The sequence below is a fragment of the Martelella lutilitoris genome (assembly GCF_005924265.1).
Lineage (GTDB): Bacteria > Pseudomonadota > Alphaproteobacteria > Rhizobiales > Rhizobiaceae > Martelella > Martelella lutilitoris.
This window is the reverse complement of the sequence record NZ_VCLB01000009.1, coordinates 170499-190805: the sequence shown is the minus strand read 5'-3', so window position 1 is coordinate 190805 and position 20307 is coordinate 170499. Positions and strand designations below refer to the sequence as shown.

Below are 20307 nucleotides of genomic sequence, written 5' to 3'. Positions count from 1 at the left end.
CGCCGTCAGCCCCTAAGGGCGTCGCGGATCGCGGCAATTGCGGCGTCTGCCTTGTCTCCGTCCGGGCCGCCGGCCTGCGCCATGTCGGGCCTGCCGCCGCCGCCCTTGCCGCCGAGCGCCGCCGAGGCCACGCGCACGAGGTCGACTGCCGAGACGCTGTCGGTGAGGTCCGCGGTGACGGAAACCACGACGCTGGCCTTGTTGTCTTCCGCCACGCTGATGAAGACGACGACGGTGCGGCCCTTGTCCTTCTTGGCGCTGTCGGCAAGGCCCTTGAGTTCCTTGGCGGCGACGCCCGAAAGCACCTTGGCGGCAAGCGAAATGTCGCCGATCTGTTCCGCGTCCTCAGGACCGCCCGAACCGCCGAGCGCGATCTGCTTGCGCGCTTCGGTCAGTTCGCGTTCCAGCCGGCGCCGCTCTTCGGCAAGGGCCGTGACGCGGTTTGCCACCTCGTCCGGCTGAACCTTGAGGGCGGCGGCAAGCGCCTTCACCTTGTCATCCTGCTGGGTGAGGTAGCGGCGCGCATCCACCCCGGTCAGCGCCTCGATGCGGCGCACGCCGGCGCCGACGGCGCTTTCGCCGACAATGCGAATGAGGCCGATCTCGCCCGTGGCGCGCACATGGGTGCCGCCGCAAAGCTCCAGCGAATAAGTCTTGCCCGCCTTTTCGCCGGATGTGGCCGTGCCCATGGACACGACGCGCACCTCGTCGCCGTATTTCTCGCCGAACAGCGCCATGGCGCCTTCGGCGATGGCGTCGTCAACGCCCATCAGCCGGGTGGAGACCGGCGCGTTCTGCAGCACGATCTCATTGGCCATGTCCTCGACGACCGACAGTTCCTCGGTCGTCATCGGCTTGGGGTGGGAAATGTCGAAGCGCAGCCGCTCGGGCGCGACCAGCGAGCCCTTCTGGGCCACGTGCGATCCGAGCTTCTGGCGCAGGGCCTCATGGATCAGGTGGGTCGCCGAGTGGTTGGCGCGAAGGCGCGCGCGACGCGCATGATCGACCTCAAGGCTCACCGGCTCACCGAGTGAAACCGCGCCCTGCTCGACCTCGCAGTAGTGGATGAAGAGACCGTTGCCCTTCTTCTGGGTATCTGTCACCCGCAGCCTGGCCTCGTCGGTCACGATCGTGCCGGTGTCGCCCATCTGGCCGCCCGACTCGCCGTAAAACGGCGTCTGGTTGACGACGACGGCAACCGTATCGCCGGCCTCGGCCGTCTCGACCGCGGCGCCGTCCCTGACGAGAGCCAGCACCACGCCCTCGGCCTTCTCGGTCTCGTAGCCGAGAAACTCGGTCGCCTCGTGCTTCTCGCCGAGTTCGAACCAGATGGTCTCGGTTGCCGTATCGCCGGAGCCGGCCCAGTGGGCGCGGGCCTCGGCGCGCTGTCTGTGCATGGCATCCTGGAAGCCGGTCAGGTCGACATGAATGTCGCGCGCCCGGAGCGCGTCCTGGGTCAGGTCGAGCGGGAAGCCATAGGTGTCGTAGAGCTTGAAGGCGGTTTCGCCATCGAGGCTGTCGCCCTTGGACAGGTCGCGGGTCGCCTCTTCCAGAAGCGTCAGGCCGCGGTCCAGCGTCTTGCGGAAGCGGGTTTCCTCAAGCTTCAGCGTCTCGGAGATCAGCGCCTCGGCGCGCTGGAGTTCGGGATAGGCGCGGCCCATCTCGCTGACAAGCGTCGGCAGCAGGCGGTAGATGATCGGTTCGCGGGCGCCGAGCAGTTCGGCATGGCGCATGGCGCGGCGCATGATCCTGCGCAGCACATAACCGCGGCCCTCGTTCGACGGAAGCACGCCGTCGGCGATCAGGAAGGCGGAGGCGCGCAGATGGTCGGCGATCACGCGATGGCTGGCCTGGCGTTCGCCCTCGGCCTTCACCCCGGTCAGTTCGACCGAAGCGCCGATCAGCTTCTGAAACAGGTCGATATCGTAATTGTCGTGCTTGCCCTGCAGGACAGCGGCGACGCGCTCAAGGCCCATGCCGGTGTCGATCGAGGGGCGCGGAAGGTCTTCGCGACGTTCCGGCGTGATCTGCTCATACTGCATGAAGACGAGATTCCAGATCTCGATGAAGCGGTCGCCGTCCTCTTCGGGCGAGCCGGGCGGTCCGCCCCAGATATGCTCGCCATGGTCATAGAAGATTTCGGAGCAGGGGCCGCAGGGGCCGGTATCGCCCATCGACCAGAAATTGTCGGAGGTCGGAATGCGGATGATCCGGTCCTCGGGAAGGCCGGCAATCTTGCGCCAGAGCTCGAACGCCTCGTCATCCTCGTGATAGACGGTTGCCAGCAGCTTGTCCTTGGGCAGGCCGAACTCCTTGGTGATCAGCTCCCAGGCCAGCGAAATCGCCTGTTCCTTGAAATAGTCGCCAAAGGAGAAATTGCCCATCATCTCGAAGAAGGTGTGATGGCGCGCGGTGTAGCCGACATTGTCGAGGTCGTTGTGCTTGCCGCCGGCGCGCACGCATTTCTGCGCCGTCGTCGCGGTCGAATAGGGACGGTTCTCAAGCCCGGTGAAGACGTTCTTGAACGGCACCATGCCCGCATTGGTGAACATCAGGGTCGGGTCGTTATGCGGCACAAGCGGACTGGATGCCACGACCTCGTGACCGTTCCGCTTGAAGAAGTCGAGAAATGTCGACCGGATTTCATTCACGCCACTCATTAATGCCACGCCCCTTCATATGTCGGTGTTGTCTGCCGAGACTTTCACGGGCTTTTAGCGACAGGCGTCGTCACTGTCCAGACAAGACAAAACAGCGGCTCCGCAAAGCCGCTGTCAATGCGTATCAAAGGCGTCCGGATCACCCGTCGGAGGAAAGCGCCAATCAATCGTCGTCCGTTCCGGTCGCCTGGTTTTCCTCGTCGGTATCCAGCAGACCCTCGGACAGAAGCCCGGCATTCTGCCTCAACGCCAGTTCGATCTCCTCGGCGATCGCCGCATTCTCCCTGAGGAAGGTCTTGGCGTTCTCGCGGCCCTGGCCAAGACGCTGGCTGTTGTAGGAGAACCACGAGCCGGATTTTTCGACGATGCCGGCCTTCACGCCCAGATCGATCAACTCGCCCATCTTGGAAACGCCTTCGCCATACATGATGTCGAATTCGACCTGCTTGAAGGGCGGGGCCATCTTGTTCTTCACGACCTTGACGCGGGTCTGGTTGCCGACCACCTCGTCGCGATCCTTCACCGAGCCGATGCGGCGGATGTCGAGGCGGACGGAGGCGTAGAATTTCAGTGCGTTGCCGCCCGTCGTCGTTTCCGGCGAACCGAACATGACGCCGATCTTCATGCGGATCTGGTTGATGAAGATGACCATGCAGTTCGAACGCGAGATCGAGGCGGTCAGCTTGCGCAGCGCCTGGCTCATCAGCCGGGCCTGGGAACCGGGCAGGCTGTCGCCCATCTCGCCCTCGATTTCCGCGCGCGGGGTGAGTGCGGCGACCGAATCGACGACGATCACGTCCAGCGCGCCGGAGCGCACCAGCGTGTCGGCAATTTCAAGCGCCTGCTCGCCGGTGTCGGGCTGGGAGATCAAAAGGTCATGCAGGTCGACGCCAAGCTTGCGGGCATAAATCGGGTCGAGCGCATGCTCGGCGTCGATGAAGCCGCAGGTGCCGCCGCCCTTCTGTGCCTCGGCAATGGTCTGCAGCGCCAGCGTGGTCTTGCCGGAACTTTCCGGGCCGTAGATCTCGACGATGCGGCCACGCGGCAGGCCGCCAATGCCAAGGGCGATGTCGAGGCCCAGCGAGCCGGTCGAAACGGTCTCGATCTCGACGACGCTGTCCTGGGCGCCGAGCTTCATGATCGAGCCCTTGCCGAACGAGCGTTCGATCTGGGAAAGTGCTGCTTCCAGCGCTTTGCTCTTGTTCACGGATTTTTCCTCAACGAGTTTGAGTGAATTCTGTGCCATCGACTTTATCCCTTGTTGCGCCCGCCGCCTAGGTGAGGCCCTGATTTACCTATTCGTACTCCATTTGTTCCCTTTTTTCAATCCCCCTAGTACCATTGAAATATAATGGTTTTTCGTTTCGTGTTCTTTTTATGTTTCGGGCGCAAGAGAGATGTGGATCAATGGTTTTCGCCCGGCCTGTCTGCGTCTGCCGCAATCAACGCTGCGGCGGCATCGAGATCGCGACCGTAGGTGACGTGGTCTTCGTCGATGTGGTGAGCGGTGAGGATCGCCTTTACCGGTGGCGCCACACCCGTGAGGATGACGCGGACGTGCCGCGCGCGTGCCCGCCTGACCGTGCTTTCAAGCACGTTGGCGGCGGAAGAGTCGATATAGGAAACGTCCGACAGGTCGAGCACGAAGTTCTTCGAGCGGTCGGCAATCCGGTCCAGTACCGAACCGACCGTGGAAGCCGCGCCGAAGAAAAAAGCGCCGGAAATGCGGTAGACGATGGTGTCCGGATCGGTGTTGACGATGGGGTGCTCGCTCTTCGCGTTGTAGTCGTCATAGGGGCTGACGGCGACATTGCGGCCCATGCGGTCGATGAAGAGCACGGCGCCCAGCGCAAAGCCGGCGACAATCCCCTCGGTCAAGTCGCGGAAGACGACGAGCAGCAGGGTGACGGTGAGGATCACAGCGTCGCCGCGCGAACTCCTGAAAAGCGCGCGGATCGCCGGTTTTTCGACCATGCTCCAGGCAACCACCGCCAGCACGCCGGAAAGGGCGGCGAGCGGAATGAAACGGGCGAGGGGCGCTGCGACCAGCATGAACACAAGAAGGAAAACGGCATGGAGCATGCCCGAAAAGGGACTGGTTGCGCCGGCGCGCACGTTTGTGGCGGTGCGGGCGATCGTGCCGGTGACGCAGATGCCGCCAAAGAGCCCCGAGGCGATATTGGCAATGCCCTGGCCGATCAGTTCCATGTTCGAGCGATGCCGACGCCCGGTCATGCCGTCGGCAACGACGGCGGACAGCAGCGATTCGATCGAGCCCAGCAGCGCGAAGGCAAAGGCATCGGGCAGGACCGAAATAATCTTTTCGAGCGAAAGCGTCGGGACAGCGGGCGTTTGCAGGCCGCGCGGCAGGCCGCCGAACTGGCTGCCGATGGTCTCCACCGGAAGGTTCATAAGCGTCGCCGCGAGCGTCGCGACGGCAACGGCGATCAGCATGCCCGGCCAGCCAGGCCTGATCTTTCGGAGCGCGATGATCAGGGCGATGGTGCCGACTGCGATGGCCAGCGCCGCATAATTGGTCGTGCCGACGAACCGTGCCAGATAGGCAATCTTGTCGGCAAAGGGCCCCGGCTCCTTTTCCGGCAGGTTGAGGCCGAGGATGGCCGAAAGCTGGCTGGCGAAGATGATGATGGCGATGCCTGCGGTAAAGCCGACGGTCACGGGGTAGGGGATGAAGCGGATATAGGCGCCGAGCCTCAGATAGCCGGCTGCGATCATGATCAGGCCGGATATGATGACCGCCAGCATCAGCCCGTCGACGCCGTGGCGCTCCACCGAGGCCGCCACCAGCACGATGAAGGCGCCTGCCGGTCCGCCGATCTGGTGCCGGCTGCCGCCGAAGAGCGAGACGAAGAAGCCGCCGATGATGGCTGCGTATAGCCCGCGGTCGGGCGAAACGCCCGAGGCGATCGCTATTGCCATGGAAAGAGGAAGGGCGACGATGGCGACGGTGAGGCCGGCGATGGCGTCGGCCCTCAGTCGAGAAAGGTTGTAGCCTTCCTTGAGAACGCTGACGGTTTTGGGAACGAGGCGGGTGGGCATGGCTTGGCAACCTTGCGCGGGGAGGGGATGATCGGTTCATGCTTAGCAAAAATGCTGCCGCTGACAAGGTCAGCGTAACGTTTTCCGGTACGCCGGACAATACCGCAAGATTTGTCAACTCGGCCTGTGCTTCAATCATATCGCCAAGTGGAAACGGAAAGAAGAGATGAACAACGCGCCGGATTTTCAAACCTATCAGCAAAGGCTCATGCGGGTCACCGCCTATATTCACGATCACCTCGACGAGGAGCTCGATTTCGCCAGGCTCGCCGAGATCGCCTGCCTGTCGCCCTGGCACTGGCACCGCATCTATCGCGGCATCCACGGCGAGACGATCGCCGCGACCGTGAGGCGGTTGCGTCTGCACCGGGCAGCGGGCGAACTGGTCAATTCGGACGCGCCGGTCGAGGCGATCGCGAAACGGGCCGGATCATCCGGTGTGCCGGCGTTCACCCGTCTTTTCAAGACCACCTATGGCATCACCCCGGCTGCCTACAGAAAGGCCGGCCGGCATACGATGTTTGATCAACCGGTTCGGGAAAGGATGCAGGACATGTATGATGTTGACGTGCGCGAGATGGACGAGCGGCGGCTTGCGGGCCTGCCGCACCGCGGCTCCTATATGGAAATCGACAAGGCCTTCGGTCCGGCGGCGGGCATGATGGCCGCTGCCGGAGCCTTCGGGCCGCAGACGGAAATGATCGGCGTCTATTATGACGATCCCGGCATCACGGCGGAGAAGGACCTCAATGCCTTCGCGGGCCTCACGCTCGCCGACGGCGCCGATGTGCCGCAGGGCCTGGAAAGCCGGGATCTTGCGGGCGGTCGCTATGCGGTGCTCACCCACAAGGGGCCCTATGCGGAACTGCACAAGGCCTATAACTGGTTCTACGGAAGCTGGCTGCCGGCGGCCGGCCACGAGCCGGCGGACGGGCCGCCCTGCGAAATCTATCGCAATGACCCGCGCGATACCCCGCCTGCCGAACTGATCACCGAGATCTGCGTGCCGCTGAAGGTCTGAGGTCGCCGTTCATTTTTCGGCGCCAAGCTTGAGCGCGGTCACCGCCTCGCCGCTGTCGGCGATATAGTCGCCGGCATCCTTTTGTCTTTGCAGCAGCAGGATGAAGAGAAAATCCGTCAGCATCAACTGCGCGTCGCGGGCGGTGATGGCGGATGAACGCACCCGTTCCTCGTCGGCAATCGTGTAGAGCGTGACGCCAGCGCCGCGCGCGATGGGGTTATGCTGCGGCCCGGTGATCGAGACCACGGTCGCGCCGCGTTTTTCGGCAAGCTCGGCAATCCGCACCGTTTCGATGCTGGTGCCGGAATGGGAAAGCGCGAACAGCACGTCGCCCGCCTTCGAGGCGGAGACATTGGCCATCTGCACATGGCTGTCGGCATCGTGAAGCGCGTAGCGGCCGAGTTTCTGCAGCTTGAGACAGAAATCGCGCGCCACCAGCGAGGAGGCGCCGACGCCGGCCACGTGGATGCGGCCCGCCGTGTCGATCAGGTCCATGACGCGGGCGATGTCGCGCTCGTCATTGGCGGCGATGGTCTGCTGCATGGCGTGCATCTTGCTCGAAAGCATTTTCTGCGCCACCGTCGCCGGACTGTCGCCGAGTTCAATCGTGCTGTGCAGCGCGCCGGGCGCGCGCCACTCGCGCGCCTGCGCCTTGCTGACGGCGAATTTCATGTCCTGGTAGCCGGAAAAGCCGAATTTCTGGGCGAATTTCACCACGCTCGACTGGCTGCGGCCAGTCTCTTCGGCAAGGCGCGCCGATGACAGGCGCAGCACCTCGTCGGGATTGTCCAGAATATACCGGCCGATCTGCCGGTCCGCCGGCGAAAGGCCGTCCATCTGCGCTTCGATCACCTTGAGAACGGACACGGGCTTTCCTTTCGCTGGGTCGGCAATCCGGAACGGAATAATAAATTCCGATTGATAGGAATACAACGGAATGATTGCGAAAGCGTAACGCTGCGGCAGGCCGAGTTGGCAGGAAATCAGGATGGAATAAAATATTCTTTATCTGATTTGACAAATGGAATTTGTGATTATAGCCTTTCCCGAACGCTGCGATGACAGAGAACAAAAACACGCATCGCGCGGCAGACAAGGGGAATGCATTCATGAATTTGCTGGCCGGCGAGCTGGAAAAGCTGGTTTCCGAGGGGCGCAATCCGCGCACGCTCGATCTCGACCTGCTGTCGACGCGCGAAATCATCGAAAAGATCAATGCCGAGGATGGCGAGGCCGCGATCGCGGTCGGCCGCGAGGCCGATGCCATTGCGAGCGCCGTTGATCGCATCGTCGAGGCGTTCAATGCCGGCGGTCGCCTTGTCTATATCGGCGCCGGCACCAGCGGGCGGCTTGGCGTGCTCGATGCATCCGAATGCCCGCCCACCTTCTCCGTTCCCCCCGGCATGGTCGTCGGCCTGATTGCCGGCGGCGAGAAGGCGCTGACCACCGCTGTCGAAGGGGCGGAGGACGATCCCGCGCTGGGCGCCGCCGACCTGAAAGCCATCGATCTCACGGAGAAGGATGTCGTCGTCGGCATCGCCGTCAGCGGCCGTACCCCCTATGTCATCGGCGCTCTGACCTATGCGCGGGAGACGGGTGCGACGACGGTGGCGCTTTCCTGCAATCCGTCTTCCGCCATCGCCGAAATCGCCGATATCTCGATTGCGCCCGTTGTCGGCCCGGAAGTGCTGGCCGGCTCCACAAGGCTGAAATCCGGCACGGCGCAGAAGCTCGTCCTCAACATGCTGAGCACCGCCAGCATGGTCCGCATCGGCAAGGTCTATCAGAACCTGATGGTCGATGTGACGGTCTCCAACGCCAAGCTTTACGCGCGCGCCGTGCGGATCGTCATGGAGGCGTCGGACGTTCCGGCCGAAACCGCCGAAGACTTGCTTGGAAAGACGAACAACGACGTCAAGCTCGCCATTCTCCTGGCGCTGACGGATATGGAACTGCAGGAAGGCCGCGATCTCCTGGACGAGACGGGCGGTTTCCTGCGCAAGGCGATCAATCAGAAGACGGCGAAAAGCCGCGATAGCTGAAGTCTCTCCGGTGTCGGCAGGAGGCCGCATCGGCAACACTCAATAATCTCGAGGGAAATGATCATGGGCAGACCCCGTTTCAAAAATCTGGTTTCCGCTGTTGCCGTCGCCGCGGCGCTCGGCGCTGCAGGCGCGGCCGGTTCGGCAGCCGCTGCAACGCTGAACATGGCCTGGTCGCAGGATGCGACCGGTCTCGACCCGCACAAGCAGACGGCGTTTTCGTCTTTGCGCCTTCTGGAACTCGTCTACGAGCCGTTGGTGCGCACCGATACCGAGCTCAATATCGCGCCGGCCATCGCCTCGTCCTGGGCGTTTTCCGAAGACGGCCAGACGTTGACTTTCAAACTTGACCCGGATGCGAAATTCTCCAATGGCGACAAGGTGATGCCGGCGGATGTGAAAGCATCCTTCGAGCGTATCCTGAACGAGGAAACCGGCGCATCGGCCCGCGCGAACTTCCTTTCCATCGAGAGCATCGACACGCCGGACGATGAAACCGTCGTCTTCAACCTGTCGCAGCCGGATGTGCCGCTTTTGACGGCGATGTCGTCGATCAACGCCGCGATCGTCCCGGCAAGCGCGATCGAGGCCGGCACGATCGGCACGGAAGCGCTCGGCTCCGGCCCCTTCGTTCTCGACAGCTGGGAGCCCAATTCCCGCGAAGTGCTGAGCGCCAATGAAAGCTGGGCCGGCGGTGCTGTCGGCGTCGACGGCATCAACATTTCGGTCCTTCCCGATGAAACCGCGATCCTGGCGGCGCTGCGTACCAATCAGGTCGATTTCGCGCTGATCAACGACCCGCTGGTCGCAACCCTGGTGCCGAACAATCCGGGCCTGACGCTCAACCGCGAGCCGGTGCTGAACTATCACGTGCTGCAGCTGAATGCCGATCGCGGTGCAATGGCTGAAGAAAAGGTGCGTCAGGCAATCTCTTGCGCCATCGACCGTCAGGACGTGCTCGACGCGGCGCTTCTCGGCGAGGGCAAGGTGACCGGGCCGCTGACCATGCCGGCCTATGCGACCGATCCGTCCGAGCTCTTCTGCTATACGCCCGATCTCGAAAAGGCCAAGGCGCTGATGGCCGAGGCCGGCTATGAAGACGGCTTCTCCGCCAGGGTGATGGCGGCAACCGGCGAGCCGCCGACGGCAGCCGCCGAAGCGCAGGTGATCCAGTCGCAGCTCGGCGAAATCGGCATCGACCTCGAAATCGAGATGATGGAACTCAACGTCTATATCGATCGCTGGCTGAAGGGCGATTTCGACATGGCCGTGGCGCTGAACGGCGGGCGCACCGACCCCTACACCATGTATAACCGCTACTGGACAAAGGACGGCAACCTCGCTCATGTCGCCCATTACGGCGACGACACGCTCGACAGCCTGATGCAGCAGGGCCGCGTCGAAACCGACCCGGCAAAGCGCAAGGAGATCTTTGCGGAATTCTCCAAGCACATCACCGAGGTCTCTCCCTGGATCTGGCTTTACACCGGTTACAGCTACACGGCGGCAAACGACAAGGTTAGCGGCTTTGAGGCCAATCCGACCGGCTCGCTCTTCGGTCTTTCCGCCGTCACTGTCAGCGAATAACCGGGCAGAAAAGAAGCAAGAGGCGCATACCCCATGAACTATCTGACCCGGCGACTGGTGACCTTCCCTGTGGTCATGCTCGGGGTATCCGTCCTCGTCTTCGTCTCGATCAGGCTGGTTCCCGGCGATGCCATCACGGCGATGCTGGGAACCGAGGCCGGCCTTTTGACGCCGGCGCAGCGTGCAGCGCTTGAAGCCTATTTCGGCATGGACCAGAGCTGGTTCGGGCAATACTGGCACTGGCTTGGCGGGGTGCTGCATGGCGATCTCGGCATTTCGGTTACCTATGGCCGTCCGGTGATGGAGGTCATCCTGCGCGTCTTTCCGCTGACGCTGGAATTGGCGCTTCTCTCCATGGTCGTCGCGCTCGCCGTCGGCCTTCCCGCCGGCATTTACGCCGCCACCCATGCCGAGCGCCCGTCCGATCTGATCGTCCGTATCGTCGCCATGGTCGGCCAGTCGACCCCGAGTTTCGTTGTCGCGCTGCTGGCGATCTATGCGCTTTCCGTCTGGTTCGGCGTTCTGCCCGCCATGGGCACGTTCACGCCGCTGTGGGAAGACCCGCTGAAAAACCTCGCGCAGATGATCCTGCCGGCGCTCACGCTCGGCTTTGCCTTTGCCGCCGCCGTCACCCGTATTTCCCGCTCGGCGATGCTTGATATTCTCTCCGACGACTACATCCGCACGGCCCGCGCCAAGGGCGTGCCTTCCCGTTCGGTGATCTGGCACCACGCGCTGCCGAACGCACTGATCCCGGTGGTGACCGTTTCGGGCGTCGAGTTCGGTTATCTTCTGGGCGGCGCCGTCATCGTCGAACAGGTGTTTGCGCTGCCGGGCCTTGGGCGCACCGTGCTGGAAGCGATCCTGCAGCGTGATTACGCGCTGGTGCAGGGCAGCGTGCTGTTCATCGCCTTCAATTTCATGATCGTCAATCTGCTGGTCGATCTCGCCTATGCCGCGCTCGACCCGCGTATCCGGCTGGGAGGCAAGTAATGCAGCTCCTGCGCTTAATCTTCGCCCATCCGAGCGGCCGCATCGGCGGCACCATCGTTGCGGTCTACATCATCATTGCGCTGCTCGGCCTTGTCGGGCTCACGCCGCACGATCCGCTGATGCAGTTCCGCATCGACCGGCTGCATGCGCCGAGCGCGACCTACTGGATGGGCACCGATCTTCTCGGTCGAGACGTCGCAAGCCGGCTGATGATCGGCATCGCCCAATCCTTCATTGTCTCCTTCGCCTCCGTGGCGCTGGCGACCGTCGCCGGCATCGTGCTGGGTCTGGCCGCTGCCTGGTTCGGCAGCTATTGGGACGGCACGATCATGCGGATGATGGATGTGCTTCTGGCCTTTCCGGCCATCCTGCTGGCGCTCCTGATCATCACCATTGTCGGCCCCGGCACATGGACGAGCGTGATGGCGATCGCCTTCGTCTATACGCCGATCTTCACCCGCGTGGTGCGTGGGCCCGCGCTGTCGCTGAAGACCCGCGAATTCGTCGATGCCGCGCGCACCTTCGGTTCGTCGCGCCGCTATATTCTCTCGCGCCACATGCTGCTCAATCTGGTCGCGCCGCTCACCGTGCAGGTGACGCTGGCGCTCGCCTGGGCGCTTTTGACGGAGGCCGGGCTTTCCTTCCTCGGTCTCGGCACCCAACCGCCGAAAGCCTCACTCGGGCTGATGCTGAGCGAGGCGCGCAACCTGATGGAAATGGCGCCCTGGCTGCTGGTTTTTCCGGCCTTTGCCATCATGATCGGCATTTTGGGCTTCAATCTTCTGGGCGATGCGCTGCGCGATATTCTTGACCCGCGTTCAAGGAGGGCCGAGGCATGAACCGTCTTCTTTCCGTCACCGATCTGCATGTGGGTTTTGGCAAGGATCCGGTGAAAAACGAGGTCGTCCACGGCATCGATTTCACGCTGGATGCCGGCGAAACGCTGGCCATCGTCGGCGAGAGCGGCTCGGGCAAGTCCGTCACCGCGCTTTGCCTCAACCGGCTCGTCGATTTCGGCGGCGGAAAGATCACCGGCGGCCGGATCGATTTCACCCTCGGGTCCGGTAATGTGACCAATCTTGCCGCCTCACCCGAAAAGGAACTCGCGAAAATCCGGGGCAAAGAGATCGGCATGATCTTCCAGGAGCCGATGACCTCGCTCAATCCGGTGCACACCATCGGCGAGCAGATTGCCGAAAGCTTCCGTCTGCATCACGGCCTGACCGGCAAGCAGGCGATGAATGCGGCTGTCGACGCCCTGAAACGCGTGCGCATTCCCGACGCGGAACGGCGGCTCAAATACCATCCGCACCAGCTTTCCGGCGGCATGCTGCAACGGGTGATGATCGCCACCGCGCTTTCCTGCAATCCGCGCCTGTTGATCGCCGACGAGCCGACGACCGCGCTTGATGTGACCGTGCAGGCGCAGATCCTGGCGCTGCTTTCCGAACTGAAGCGCGAAAGCGAGATGGGGCTGATCTTCATCACCCATGATATCGGCCTCGTTGCCGGCATCGCCGACAAGGTGATGGTGATGCAGCAGGGAGAGGCGGTGGAGCAGGGGCCGACCGATGACGTGCTCGACAATCCGCAGCATCCCTATACGCAGCATCTGCTGAAGGCCGTTCCCCATTTCGATGACGGCCGCGCGGTGCGCACCGATTTTTCGCGGACAAAAGTGGAAACCGCCAGGCCGGCGCTCACCGTTGAAGACCTGACAGTGCGCTTCCCCGTCACCTCCGGCTTCCTCCGTCGCCGGAGCGGTGCCGTGCATGCGGTTGACGGCATCGACTTTGATCTGATGCCCGGCGAAACGCTCGGCATCGTCGGCGAGAGCGGTTCGGGCAAGTCGACCACGGCGCGCGCCATCATGGGGCTGACGCAGCCGACGCGCGGCGCGTTTCATCTGGGCGAGGGGGCTGGCGTTGCCGCCCATGGCGATCCGATCCAGATGGTGTTCCAGAACCCCTATGCCTCGCTCAATCCGCGCCTGCGTGTCGACAGCATCCTCGCCGAACCTGTGATTGCCACCGGCGGGCGTTTGAACGCCGAAACGCGGGCCCGCATGGCCGAACTCCTGGACCGCGTCGGCCTGCCCGAAAACGCGCTCACCCGCTATCCGCACGAGTTCTCCGGCGGCCAGCGCCAACGCCTCTGCATTGCCCGCGCGCTGATGCTGAAGCCCTCCGTCGTGGTGCTGGACGAGGCGGTCTCCGCGCTCGATGTCTCGGTCCAGGCCATGGTGCTGGACCTTCTGACCGCGCTGCAGCGGGAGATGAACCTTTCCTATCTGTTCGTCACCCACGACATGGCCGTGGTCGAGCGCATCGCCCATCGGATCGCCGTGGTCTATGCCGGACAGATCGTCGAGATCGGTGATGCCGCCTCTGTGCTCTCCGCGCCGAAACATGCCTATACCAAGCGGCTGATTGCCGCCGTGCCCAGCATCGACCGGCGGCGGCAGGAGTATCGGCTCGATACCACCGAAGTGCCCTCGCTGGTGCGCCCGGCAGGCTTTGAGCCGCCGAAGGCCGAGTGGCAGCGTTTTGGCGCCGACCACATGGCGCGGAGGGAAGAGGCGTGATGGCGACGGATTTTTCAGAGCGCTTCGACAGGGCCTTTTCCGCGCTGAAGGCGTCGGTCGACGAAGGCCGCATTCCCGGCGGCGTTCTCGGATGTGTGGACGGTGAGGGCAGGCGACTGACGCAGGCCTGCGGCGCGGCGGCGCTGGAGCCGGAAAAACGGCCGATGACGACCGAAACATGGTTCGATCTGGCCTCGCTGACCAAGGTGATCTTTACCACGGAGCGCATTCTGGCGCTGGCCGGGGAGGGGGCAATCGACCTCGATGATCCGCTGACCGCGTGCATCCCCGACTTCCGGCAATATGCTCCCGATTGCTGGGAGCGGCAGGTCACTTTCCGCCAGTGCCTCGGCCACCAGACGCCCTTTCCGGCGGTCGAGCCGATCTATACCTATGGCGGCGATCCCGACCGGCTGCGCGCCTTCGTGCTGCAGCGCGAATGGAAGCGGCTCGAGACCCCGGTCTATTCCGACATCAATTTCATTCTCCTCGGCATCGCGCTCGAGCGCATTTCGGGCAAGACGATCCGCGATCTCGATCCGGGGCCAGGCTTTGCCTTTTCCGCCGATCCGGAGAAGACAGCCGCCACCGAGCGCTGCAACTGGCGGGGACGGGTGATCTGCGGTGAAGTGCACGACGAGAATTGCTATGCGCTTGAAGGCTCCGGCCATGCCGGCCTGTTCGGCACGGTGGATGCCGTGCTTGATCACGCAGCCGGCCTCCTGCAGCGCGATGCCGCCGGTGATCCAGCGGTGAAACTGATGCGCGAGCCGCTGTCCAAAAAACGGACCCATGGCTGGGAGCGCCCTTACGAGAACTGGCATGGCGGTGCGCTTTGTTCGGACGGCACAATCGGCCATACAGGCTTTGCCGGCACGTCGCTCTGCGTCGATTTCGAGCGCGGCCATGCCTGGACGCTGCTGACCAACCGCGTGCATCCGAGCCGCCACACCGAAAGCGGCATCATGGCGCTCAGGCGTCGGGTCAGCGATCTCATCAACGGAGCGGAATGATGGTGCAGGATTTCAAACCCGTCTGGGCCGTCGGCCTGATGACCGGAACCGTGCTTGACGGCAATATCGACGTTGCGCTCTTGAAGACCGATGGCGAGACCGTCGATGCCTTCGGCGCCTATACGCTGGCGCCCTATCCGCGGCCAACGCGCGACCTTCTGGAAGAAACGCTTGCCGCCGCCCGCAAATGGAATTTCGAGGGACCGGAACCGAAAATCTTCGCCGAGGCCGAAAAGGTGCTGACGGAGGCCCAGTCGGAAGCCGTGCGATCGCTGGTCGAAGCCGAGGGCATGAGCATGGCCGATATCGGCATTGTCGGCTTCCACGGCCAGTCCGTGCTGCACCGCGCGCCCACCAAGACCCGCTTCGGCGATACCCGCCAACTGGGTGACGGCGCGCTGATGAGCCGGATCCTCGATTGCAAGGTGGCCTATGATTTCCGCACGGCGGATGTGCGGGCCGGCGGTCAGGGGGCGCCGCTTTCGGCCGGCTATCATGAGGCCTTGCTGAAAAGCCTCGATACCTCCGGCAAAACGGCGGTGCTCAATCTCGGCGGCGTTGCCAATGTCACCTGGTGGGATGGGGCCGAGCGATTGATCGCCTTCGATACCGGCCCGGCAAATGCGCCGCTCAACGACTTCATGAAGGAAAACGGCCTTGGCGAGATGGATCGCGACGGGGCGCTGGCGCTTTCCGGCACGGCGGACGAGGCGCGGCTTTCAAAGCTGCTCGAACATCCCTATCTCGCCGCGCCCTATCCGAAATCGCTCGACCGTTTCGACTTCTCATCTGCCATGGCCGAAGGGCTGGATCCTGCAACGGGCGCCGCGACGCTGACGGCCTTTACCGCCGCTGCCGTCGGCAAGGCGCTGGACCGTCTGCCCGTCCGCCCGAGCCGTCTCGTCGTCTGCGGCGGCGGCCGGCGCAACCCGGCGATCATGGCAATGCTCGAGACCCGCGCCGGCGTCGAGGCGGTGCCGGCAGAAGCCGTCGGCTGGCGCGGTGACGCGATCGAAGCCGAATGCTTCGCCTTTCTAGCGGTGAGGGCCCTGCGCGGCCTTCCCTTCAGCTATCCGACCACGACCGGCGTTCCGGAGCCGATGACCGGCGGAAGAATCATTGGTTGAAACGGTTTGCAGGCGCCATAAGCGGTTCCGATGGAGAGCCTTCTTTGGTTCTTCCGGATGAACGGCAAAAGCCTTATCTGTGCCGATGACCTTGGCTAAGAGGCTCCGTCGGCCTGCGCAATAGCATGCTGTCACCCGCCGTCGCATCTTGACATGCGTCAACTTGAAGCGGCGCGTTGGCTTGATTGAACCGCGCTGAAAGCATAATCGATAGCCGCGAATGCGATTTCACGCGACCAATGGCAATCGTTCACCGTCGCGCGTAAGGTAGTGCGCTGCGGGCGCGAAATCGAAAAAAAGCAGCAAGAGAAAAGTGAAGACGATGATTTGGGTTCCTGTTGTTCTCGGCGCGTTCAAGATCGGCGTTCTCGGCACGGCCATGTTCTTTGCTATCAAGTCGCACCGCGATGGCGAGAAGATGCAACAACAAGAGCGCGAGGCCAATGCACAGTTGGCACACAGCCAACACGCCGCTGACGCTTCGAAGTCTGGTTGAGAAGACGTCGGCAGGCGCCTGCGATCCAACCGTCTCGCCCGGGAACGCAACGGGCAAGAAGCTCTTTCCGGCACGCGGTTCAGGGGACGTCGCCGCATTTGCAACGGCGCTTTCAAAAGCGCGCCGCAAACGCTGCCCCCACCATCATCAGCGCGGCCAGTGCCATCGCCGGGCAAAGTGGCTCATTCCGGTCCTTGGAGCTTCTTCTGCAGAAATATGCGGTCACGACCGGCAACGAAGTTCTGCATCCTGCCGAATTCGACATAACCGGCGCGCTGATAGGCCTTCAGCGCCACCGGGTTGAACGTGTCGATAAAGGCGCTGTGGCAGCCACGCGCCAGAGCCTCTTCCTCTGCCGCCGCAAGCATCCTGCCCGCCACGCCTTGCCCGCGCGCATCCTCGCCCACCCAGAGCCGCTGTACATAGAGCCAGCCCCAGGCGGTAAGCGCGTTGATGCCCGCAATCACAAGACCGTCCGCGTCCCGCACGAAGACGGAAAGCGGCGTTCGCTCCGCCGGCCCGACATCGTCATCGTTGAATTCCGAGAGGTTCTGGTCGACCCGGGCGATGTCGTCCTGGTCGGGGTCGGCTGTTACGGTGATATCCATGGCGCGCCTTCATGATTCGCATATTCTTCGAAAGGAAGAATACGCCAATTTTTCAGCTGCATAGACAGCCGGAAAGACAAACCGCTTAAACATTTCAGGAAGAGTAAGAAAGTGGCTCCCCGGGTCGGATTCGAACCGACGACCTATCGATTAACAGTCGAGTGCTCTACCGCTGAGCTACCAGGGAATATGCGCGCCGCTCGGGCGCTGCGGTGTGAGCGGGTTAATACAAATGCACGGGCGATTTGCCAAGCCCTTTTTGCAAAAAAATATCATTGTCTTCCGCTTTCGCGCGCAAGCCTGAACGAAGGCCGTTTTACGCCGGCTTGCGGTCTTCGTCCTCCGACCGGCCCATCGAGGCAGGAACGCCCTCAGTCCAGCCGCTGCACGCCGTCGCCGGTTTCGCGGTCATCGCCGCGCTCTGAATTATGCAGGTCGCGCATTTCGTTCTCGATGCGCTTTCTGGCGCTGCGCGAGCGGATCTGGTTGGCCGAATAGGAGCGCGGCGACAGCAGCAGATCGCCATCGGTGCGGATGATGTCGAAGCTGCGTTCCGCGGCGACCGGCTGATCCTCCGACGTGTAGGTCGCGACCACGGTCAGCTTGACGTCCGCGATGTTCTCGAAATCATCGAAACCTTTCGGCGACATCTTGCCGATCAGCGTCTTGAACGAGCCGAGATCGATGTGCTCGCCGGAATCGAGCGGGCCCTGAAACCAGCGTTCGCGCTGGTCGCGGCTATCGTTCTCATCGAAGTTGAGGTTGGAGAGCGAATAGCGGAAATCCCTGTTTCCTTCGTCGTCCTTCAGCGAGAAATCCAGCAGCACCGCGTCGACATAGATTGGCTTCGCGCTCATATTGGCGACGAGGCAGTGACCGTCGAGGGTCGGCCCCGCGCCGCGATTGATGAGAATTTTCGCGCGCCGGCCTTCGCGAAAACCGCTGAAAATCAGCTGCAGATAGATCGCCCAGATGACGATCGTGCAGATGCTGGCAATCGCGCTTAGCGCACCCGAATTCGCATTGATCCAACCCCAGACCATGACCTCTCCGAAAAGGACCCGCCGGCCCCCTGCGGCAGGTCAATGCTTAGGTTTCATCGACGGGATAGGCCTTTTCCTCGGGGGCGCCGTTCGGCCGCTCCTCGTCCCTTTTGTCCTCAACGATGTCGACGGTCTTCTGTTCCGGCAATTGATCGCGGGACAGATAGACAGTGGAGGAGGGGAAGGCAAAGCTCGCGCCGTTGTCCTCGACGGCCTCGCGGATCGCGATCAGGAGCTGTTCCTGAACCTCGAGGAAGGCGTTCATGTCGGTCGCCGCGATATTGGCGTAGATGTCGAAGAGAATGGCGAAGTCGCCATATTCCACCAGGCGCACGCGCAGCGGGCTTTCCAGAACGCTCTCATGCGCTTCCAGGGCCGCGTGGATGCTGTCGCGCACCTTGTGCAGGGCTTCGCTGTCCGTCTCGTATCTGACACCCACCTTGTGGCGGAACAGGAAGACGTCGCGCTGGCTGTAATTGGTGATCTTGTGCTTCACCAGTTCGGCATTGGCGACGATGATCAGCGTGCGGTCGAGCGCGCGGATGCGGGTCGAGCGGATGCCGATCTCCTCCACGGTTCCGGCGGTGTCGGAGAACTGGAAGAAATCGCCGACGCGCACGATCCTGTCGGCATAGAGAATGAGGCCGCTGATGAAGTTTTCGAGAGTCGGCTGGGCGGCAAGGGCGATGGCCAGACCACCGACGCCGAGACCGGCGACGACGCCGTAGATCGGGATGCCGATCCGCGTGGCGCCATAGCCGAGCACGACGATCGCCACCATGAAGGAGGCGACCCTGAAGCCGGTGCGCACCAGGCTTGCGTCAAGGCTCGCACTGTTGACCGCCGGGTTGCGGATCGTCCAGAGATAAAGCGTCTGCAGCACCTGGTAGGTGAGCCAGGCCGATGTCGTCCAGATGATGGCGCTCACAACCGTTGTCAGGATCTGGAGCAGGTCGCCGGTGATGTTGATCTGTTCCTCGCACAGATAGTGAAACAGGTTGGCGGCGAGGATGATCAGTATCGGCGGCATCAGCCGGCGCGACTGGCGGGCGGCGGGGTCGAGGGGAACCGAGCGGCGGTTGTTCCACCGGCTGTAGGCGGCGAGCGCCAGCATCATGACGATCACGGTGAGCGCAAGCGCGATCCACTGCCAGTAAGCCTGGCCGCCAAACGTGTTCTGAAGCCAGCCGGGGCCCTTCAGAATGAACTCGTACCATTGCGGCGCGACGAGGTTTCCGGGCGTATAGATGTAATACTGGTAGAGGTCCTCACCCCGGTCGGCGATGATCGGCAGGGACTGCAACGCCTCGTAGTCATCGGGGATTTCGTCCACGGTCGCCGCGGTAAACAGATACTGGCCGGAATAGGGACCGTCCTGCATGCGCTCGATGGTCAGGCTCGTGCCGGGAATGATCCACCGGTCAGGTAGAGCGCTGCCGCTTTCATCCAGCCCGGCATTCGAGCCGGCCGGAAGGCCCGGGATATCATCGAGCGGCGGCAGATAAATGCGATCGAAGATCTCCTGAAGCTGGAGCACCGTTTCGATGCTGAACCGCTCGCGCGAGGCGGCGGGAATGCCCGAAAGGTCGAAGGTCCGTGCCGCCTTGCCGAGCAGCGACTGGACGAGAACCAGCTGGTCCTTCTGCTCTTCCGTCATGAAGAAATCGTCATTGGCGAAAAATTCGTCGCGCACGCCGAGCCAAAGCTTGTTGGCCGCCTGCATGATCACCAGAAAGCTCTCGAGCGTCGCGCGCGGGCTGCGCGTGTCGGGCGGCGAGATCGGGTTGGTCACCAGGCGTTGGTAGCGCGACTTCAGGCCTTCATTGTCTCCGGCGTCGCTGATGATTTCCTGAACCAGCTCCGCGGCGGTGGCTTCCTCCTCTTCGTTGGTCTGCGTCAATGTCTCTTGCGCATGGGCCGGCGTTAAACTACCGGGCTGCAAGGCGGAAAGAGAGGCAAAAAGCAGCGCGAGAGCGAGCATAGCGCATCGACTGAACGGTGTTTTGGAGCCGTTGCTCCATGCCCGGCTTGAATTGTCAGAATACATCTCTTTTCCGCAGCCTCCTTGACCCA

The 20307-nt window shown here is 62.8% G+C and carries 16 protein-coding genes and 1 tRNA gene; 9 read left to right on the top strand and 8 right to left on the bottom strand.

Annotated elements, in window-relative coordinates:
* Positions 1-5: 5 nt before the first annotated feature.
* From alaS to FF124_RS17085, 3 genes are all read right to left on the bottom strand, one after another.
* The gene (gene alaS, locus FF124_RS17095) at positions 6-2660 is read right to left on the bottom strand and encodes an alanine--tRNA ligase (protein ID WP_138749691.1); all 2655 of its coding nucleotides are present in this window, start codon (positions 2658-2660) and stop codon (positions 6-8) included.
* A gap of 163 nt (positions 2661-2823) precedes the next feature.
* On the bottom strand, positions 2824-3906 hold the full coding sequence (gene recA, locus FF124_RS17090; RefSeq protein ID WP_138749690.1) for a recombinase RecA: 1083 nt from the start codon (positions 3904-3906) through the stop codon (positions 2824-2826).
* Between the two features lie 158 nt (positions 3907-4064).
* Complete coding sequence (locus FF124_RS17085; protein ID WP_138749689.1) at positions 4065-5720, bottom strand: SulP family inorganic anion transporter; 1656 nt, start codon at positions 5718-5720, stop codon at positions 4065-4067.
* 166 nt (positions 5721-5886) lie between these two features.
* Here FF124_RS17085 and FF124_RS17080 point away from each other — a divergent pair, with 166 nt between their 5' ends.
* Positions 5887-6741: an AraC family transcriptional regulator gene (locus tag FF124_RS17080; protein ID WP_138749688.1), complete on the top strand. Its 855-nt coding sequence runs from the start codon at positions 5887-5889 to the stop codon at positions 6739-6741.
* 9 nt (positions 6742-6750) lie between these two features.
* Here FF124_RS17080 and FF124_RS17075 read toward each other — a convergent pair whose 3' ends face one another.
* Positions 6751-7608 (bottom strand): MurR/RpiR family transcriptional regulator, encoded by an 858-nt coding sequence (locus FF124_RS17075; RefSeq protein WP_138749687.1) that lies wholly within the window; start codon positions 7606-7608, stop codon positions 6751-6753.
* A 242-nt stretch (positions 7609-7850) separates the two neighbouring features.
* Here FF124_RS17075 and murQ point away from each other — a divergent pair, with 242 nt between their 5' ends.
* From murQ to FF124_RS17035, 8 genes are all read left to right on the top strand, one after another.
* Positions 7851-8783 carry an N-acetylmuramic acid 6-phosphate etherase gene (gene murQ / locus FF124_RS17070; protein ID WP_138749686.1) on the top strand — a complete coding sequence of 311 codons (933 nt, stop codon included), beginning with the start codon at positions 7851-7853 and terminating at the stop codon, positions 8781-8783.
* Between the two features lie 63 nt (positions 8784-8846).
* Complete coding sequence (locus FF124_RS17065) at positions 8847-10370, top strand: ABC transporter substrate-binding protein (RefSeq protein WP_138749685.1); 1524 nt, start codon at positions 8847-8849, stop codon at positions 10368-10370.
* A gap of 33 nt (positions 10371-10403) precedes the next feature.
* Positions 10404-11363 carry an ABC transporter permease gene (locus FF124_RS17060; RefSeq protein WP_138749684.1) on the top strand — a complete coding sequence of 320 codons (960 nt, stop codon included), beginning with the start codon at positions 10404-10406 and terminating at the stop codon, positions 11361-11363.
* A complete protein-coding gene (locus FF124_RS17055; protein ID WP_138749683.1) occupies positions 11363-12202 on the top strand; it encodes an ABC transporter permease in 840 nt (279 codons plus the stop codon). Before FF124_RS17060 ends, FF124_RS17055 begins: the two co-directional genes overlap by 1 nt.
* Positions 12199-13947 carry an ABC transporter ATP-binding protein gene (locus FF124_RS17050; RefSeq protein WP_138749682.1) on the top strand — a complete coding sequence of 583 codons (1749 nt, stop codon included), beginning with the start codon at positions 12199-12201 and terminating at the stop codon, positions 13945-13947. The genes FF124_RS17055 and FF124_RS17050 overlap by 4 nt, the downstream gene beginning before the upstream one ends.
* Positions 13947-14960: a serine hydrolase domain-containing protein gene (locus tag FF124_RS17045; RefSeq protein ID WP_138749681.1), complete on the top strand. Its 1014-nt coding sequence runs from the start codon at positions 13947-13949 to the stop codon at positions 14958-14960. The genes FF124_RS17050 and FF124_RS17045 overlap by 1 nt, the downstream gene beginning before the upstream one ends.
* A complete protein-coding gene (locus FF124_RS17040; protein ID WP_138749680.1) occupies positions 14960-16087 on the top strand; it encodes an anhydro-N-acetylmuramic acid kinase in 1128 nt (375 codons plus the stop codon). The genes FF124_RS17045 and FF124_RS17040 overlap by 1 nt, the downstream gene beginning before the upstream one ends.
* Positions 16088-16400: 313 nt before the next feature.
* Positions 16401-16583: a hypothetical protein gene (locus FF124_RS17035; RefSeq protein ID WP_138749679.1), complete on the top strand. Its 183-nt coding sequence runs from the start codon at positions 16401-16403 to the stop codon at positions 16581-16583.
* 182 nt (positions 16584-16765) lie between these two features.
* Here FF124_RS17035 and FF124_RS17030 read toward each other — a convergent pair whose 3' ends face one another.
* From FF124_RS17030 to FF124_RS17015, 4 genes are all read right to left on the bottom strand, one after another.
* A complete protein-coding gene (locus tag FF124_RS17030; protein WP_138749678.1) occupies positions 16766-17191 on the bottom strand; it encodes a GNAT family N-acetyltransferase in 426 nt (141 codons plus the stop codon).
* A gap of 112 nt (positions 17192-17303) precedes the next feature.
* A tRNA-Asn gene (locus tag FF124_RS17025) sits at positions 17304-17378 on the bottom strand.
* A 184-nt stretch (positions 17379-17562) separates the two neighbouring features.
* Positions 17563-18234 carry a hypothetical protein gene (locus tag FF124_RS17020; RefSeq protein WP_138749677.1) on the bottom strand — a complete coding sequence of 224 codons (672 nt, stop codon included), beginning with the start codon at positions 18232-18234 and terminating at the stop codon, positions 17563-17565.
* Between the two features lie 46 nt (positions 18235-18280).
* Complete coding sequence (locus tag FF124_RS17015) at positions 18281-20134, bottom strand: mechanosensitive ion channel family protein (RefSeq protein ID WP_246072516.1); 1854 nt, start codon at positions 20132-20134, stop codon at positions 18281-18283.
* Positions 20135-20307 lie beyond the last annotated feature (173 nt).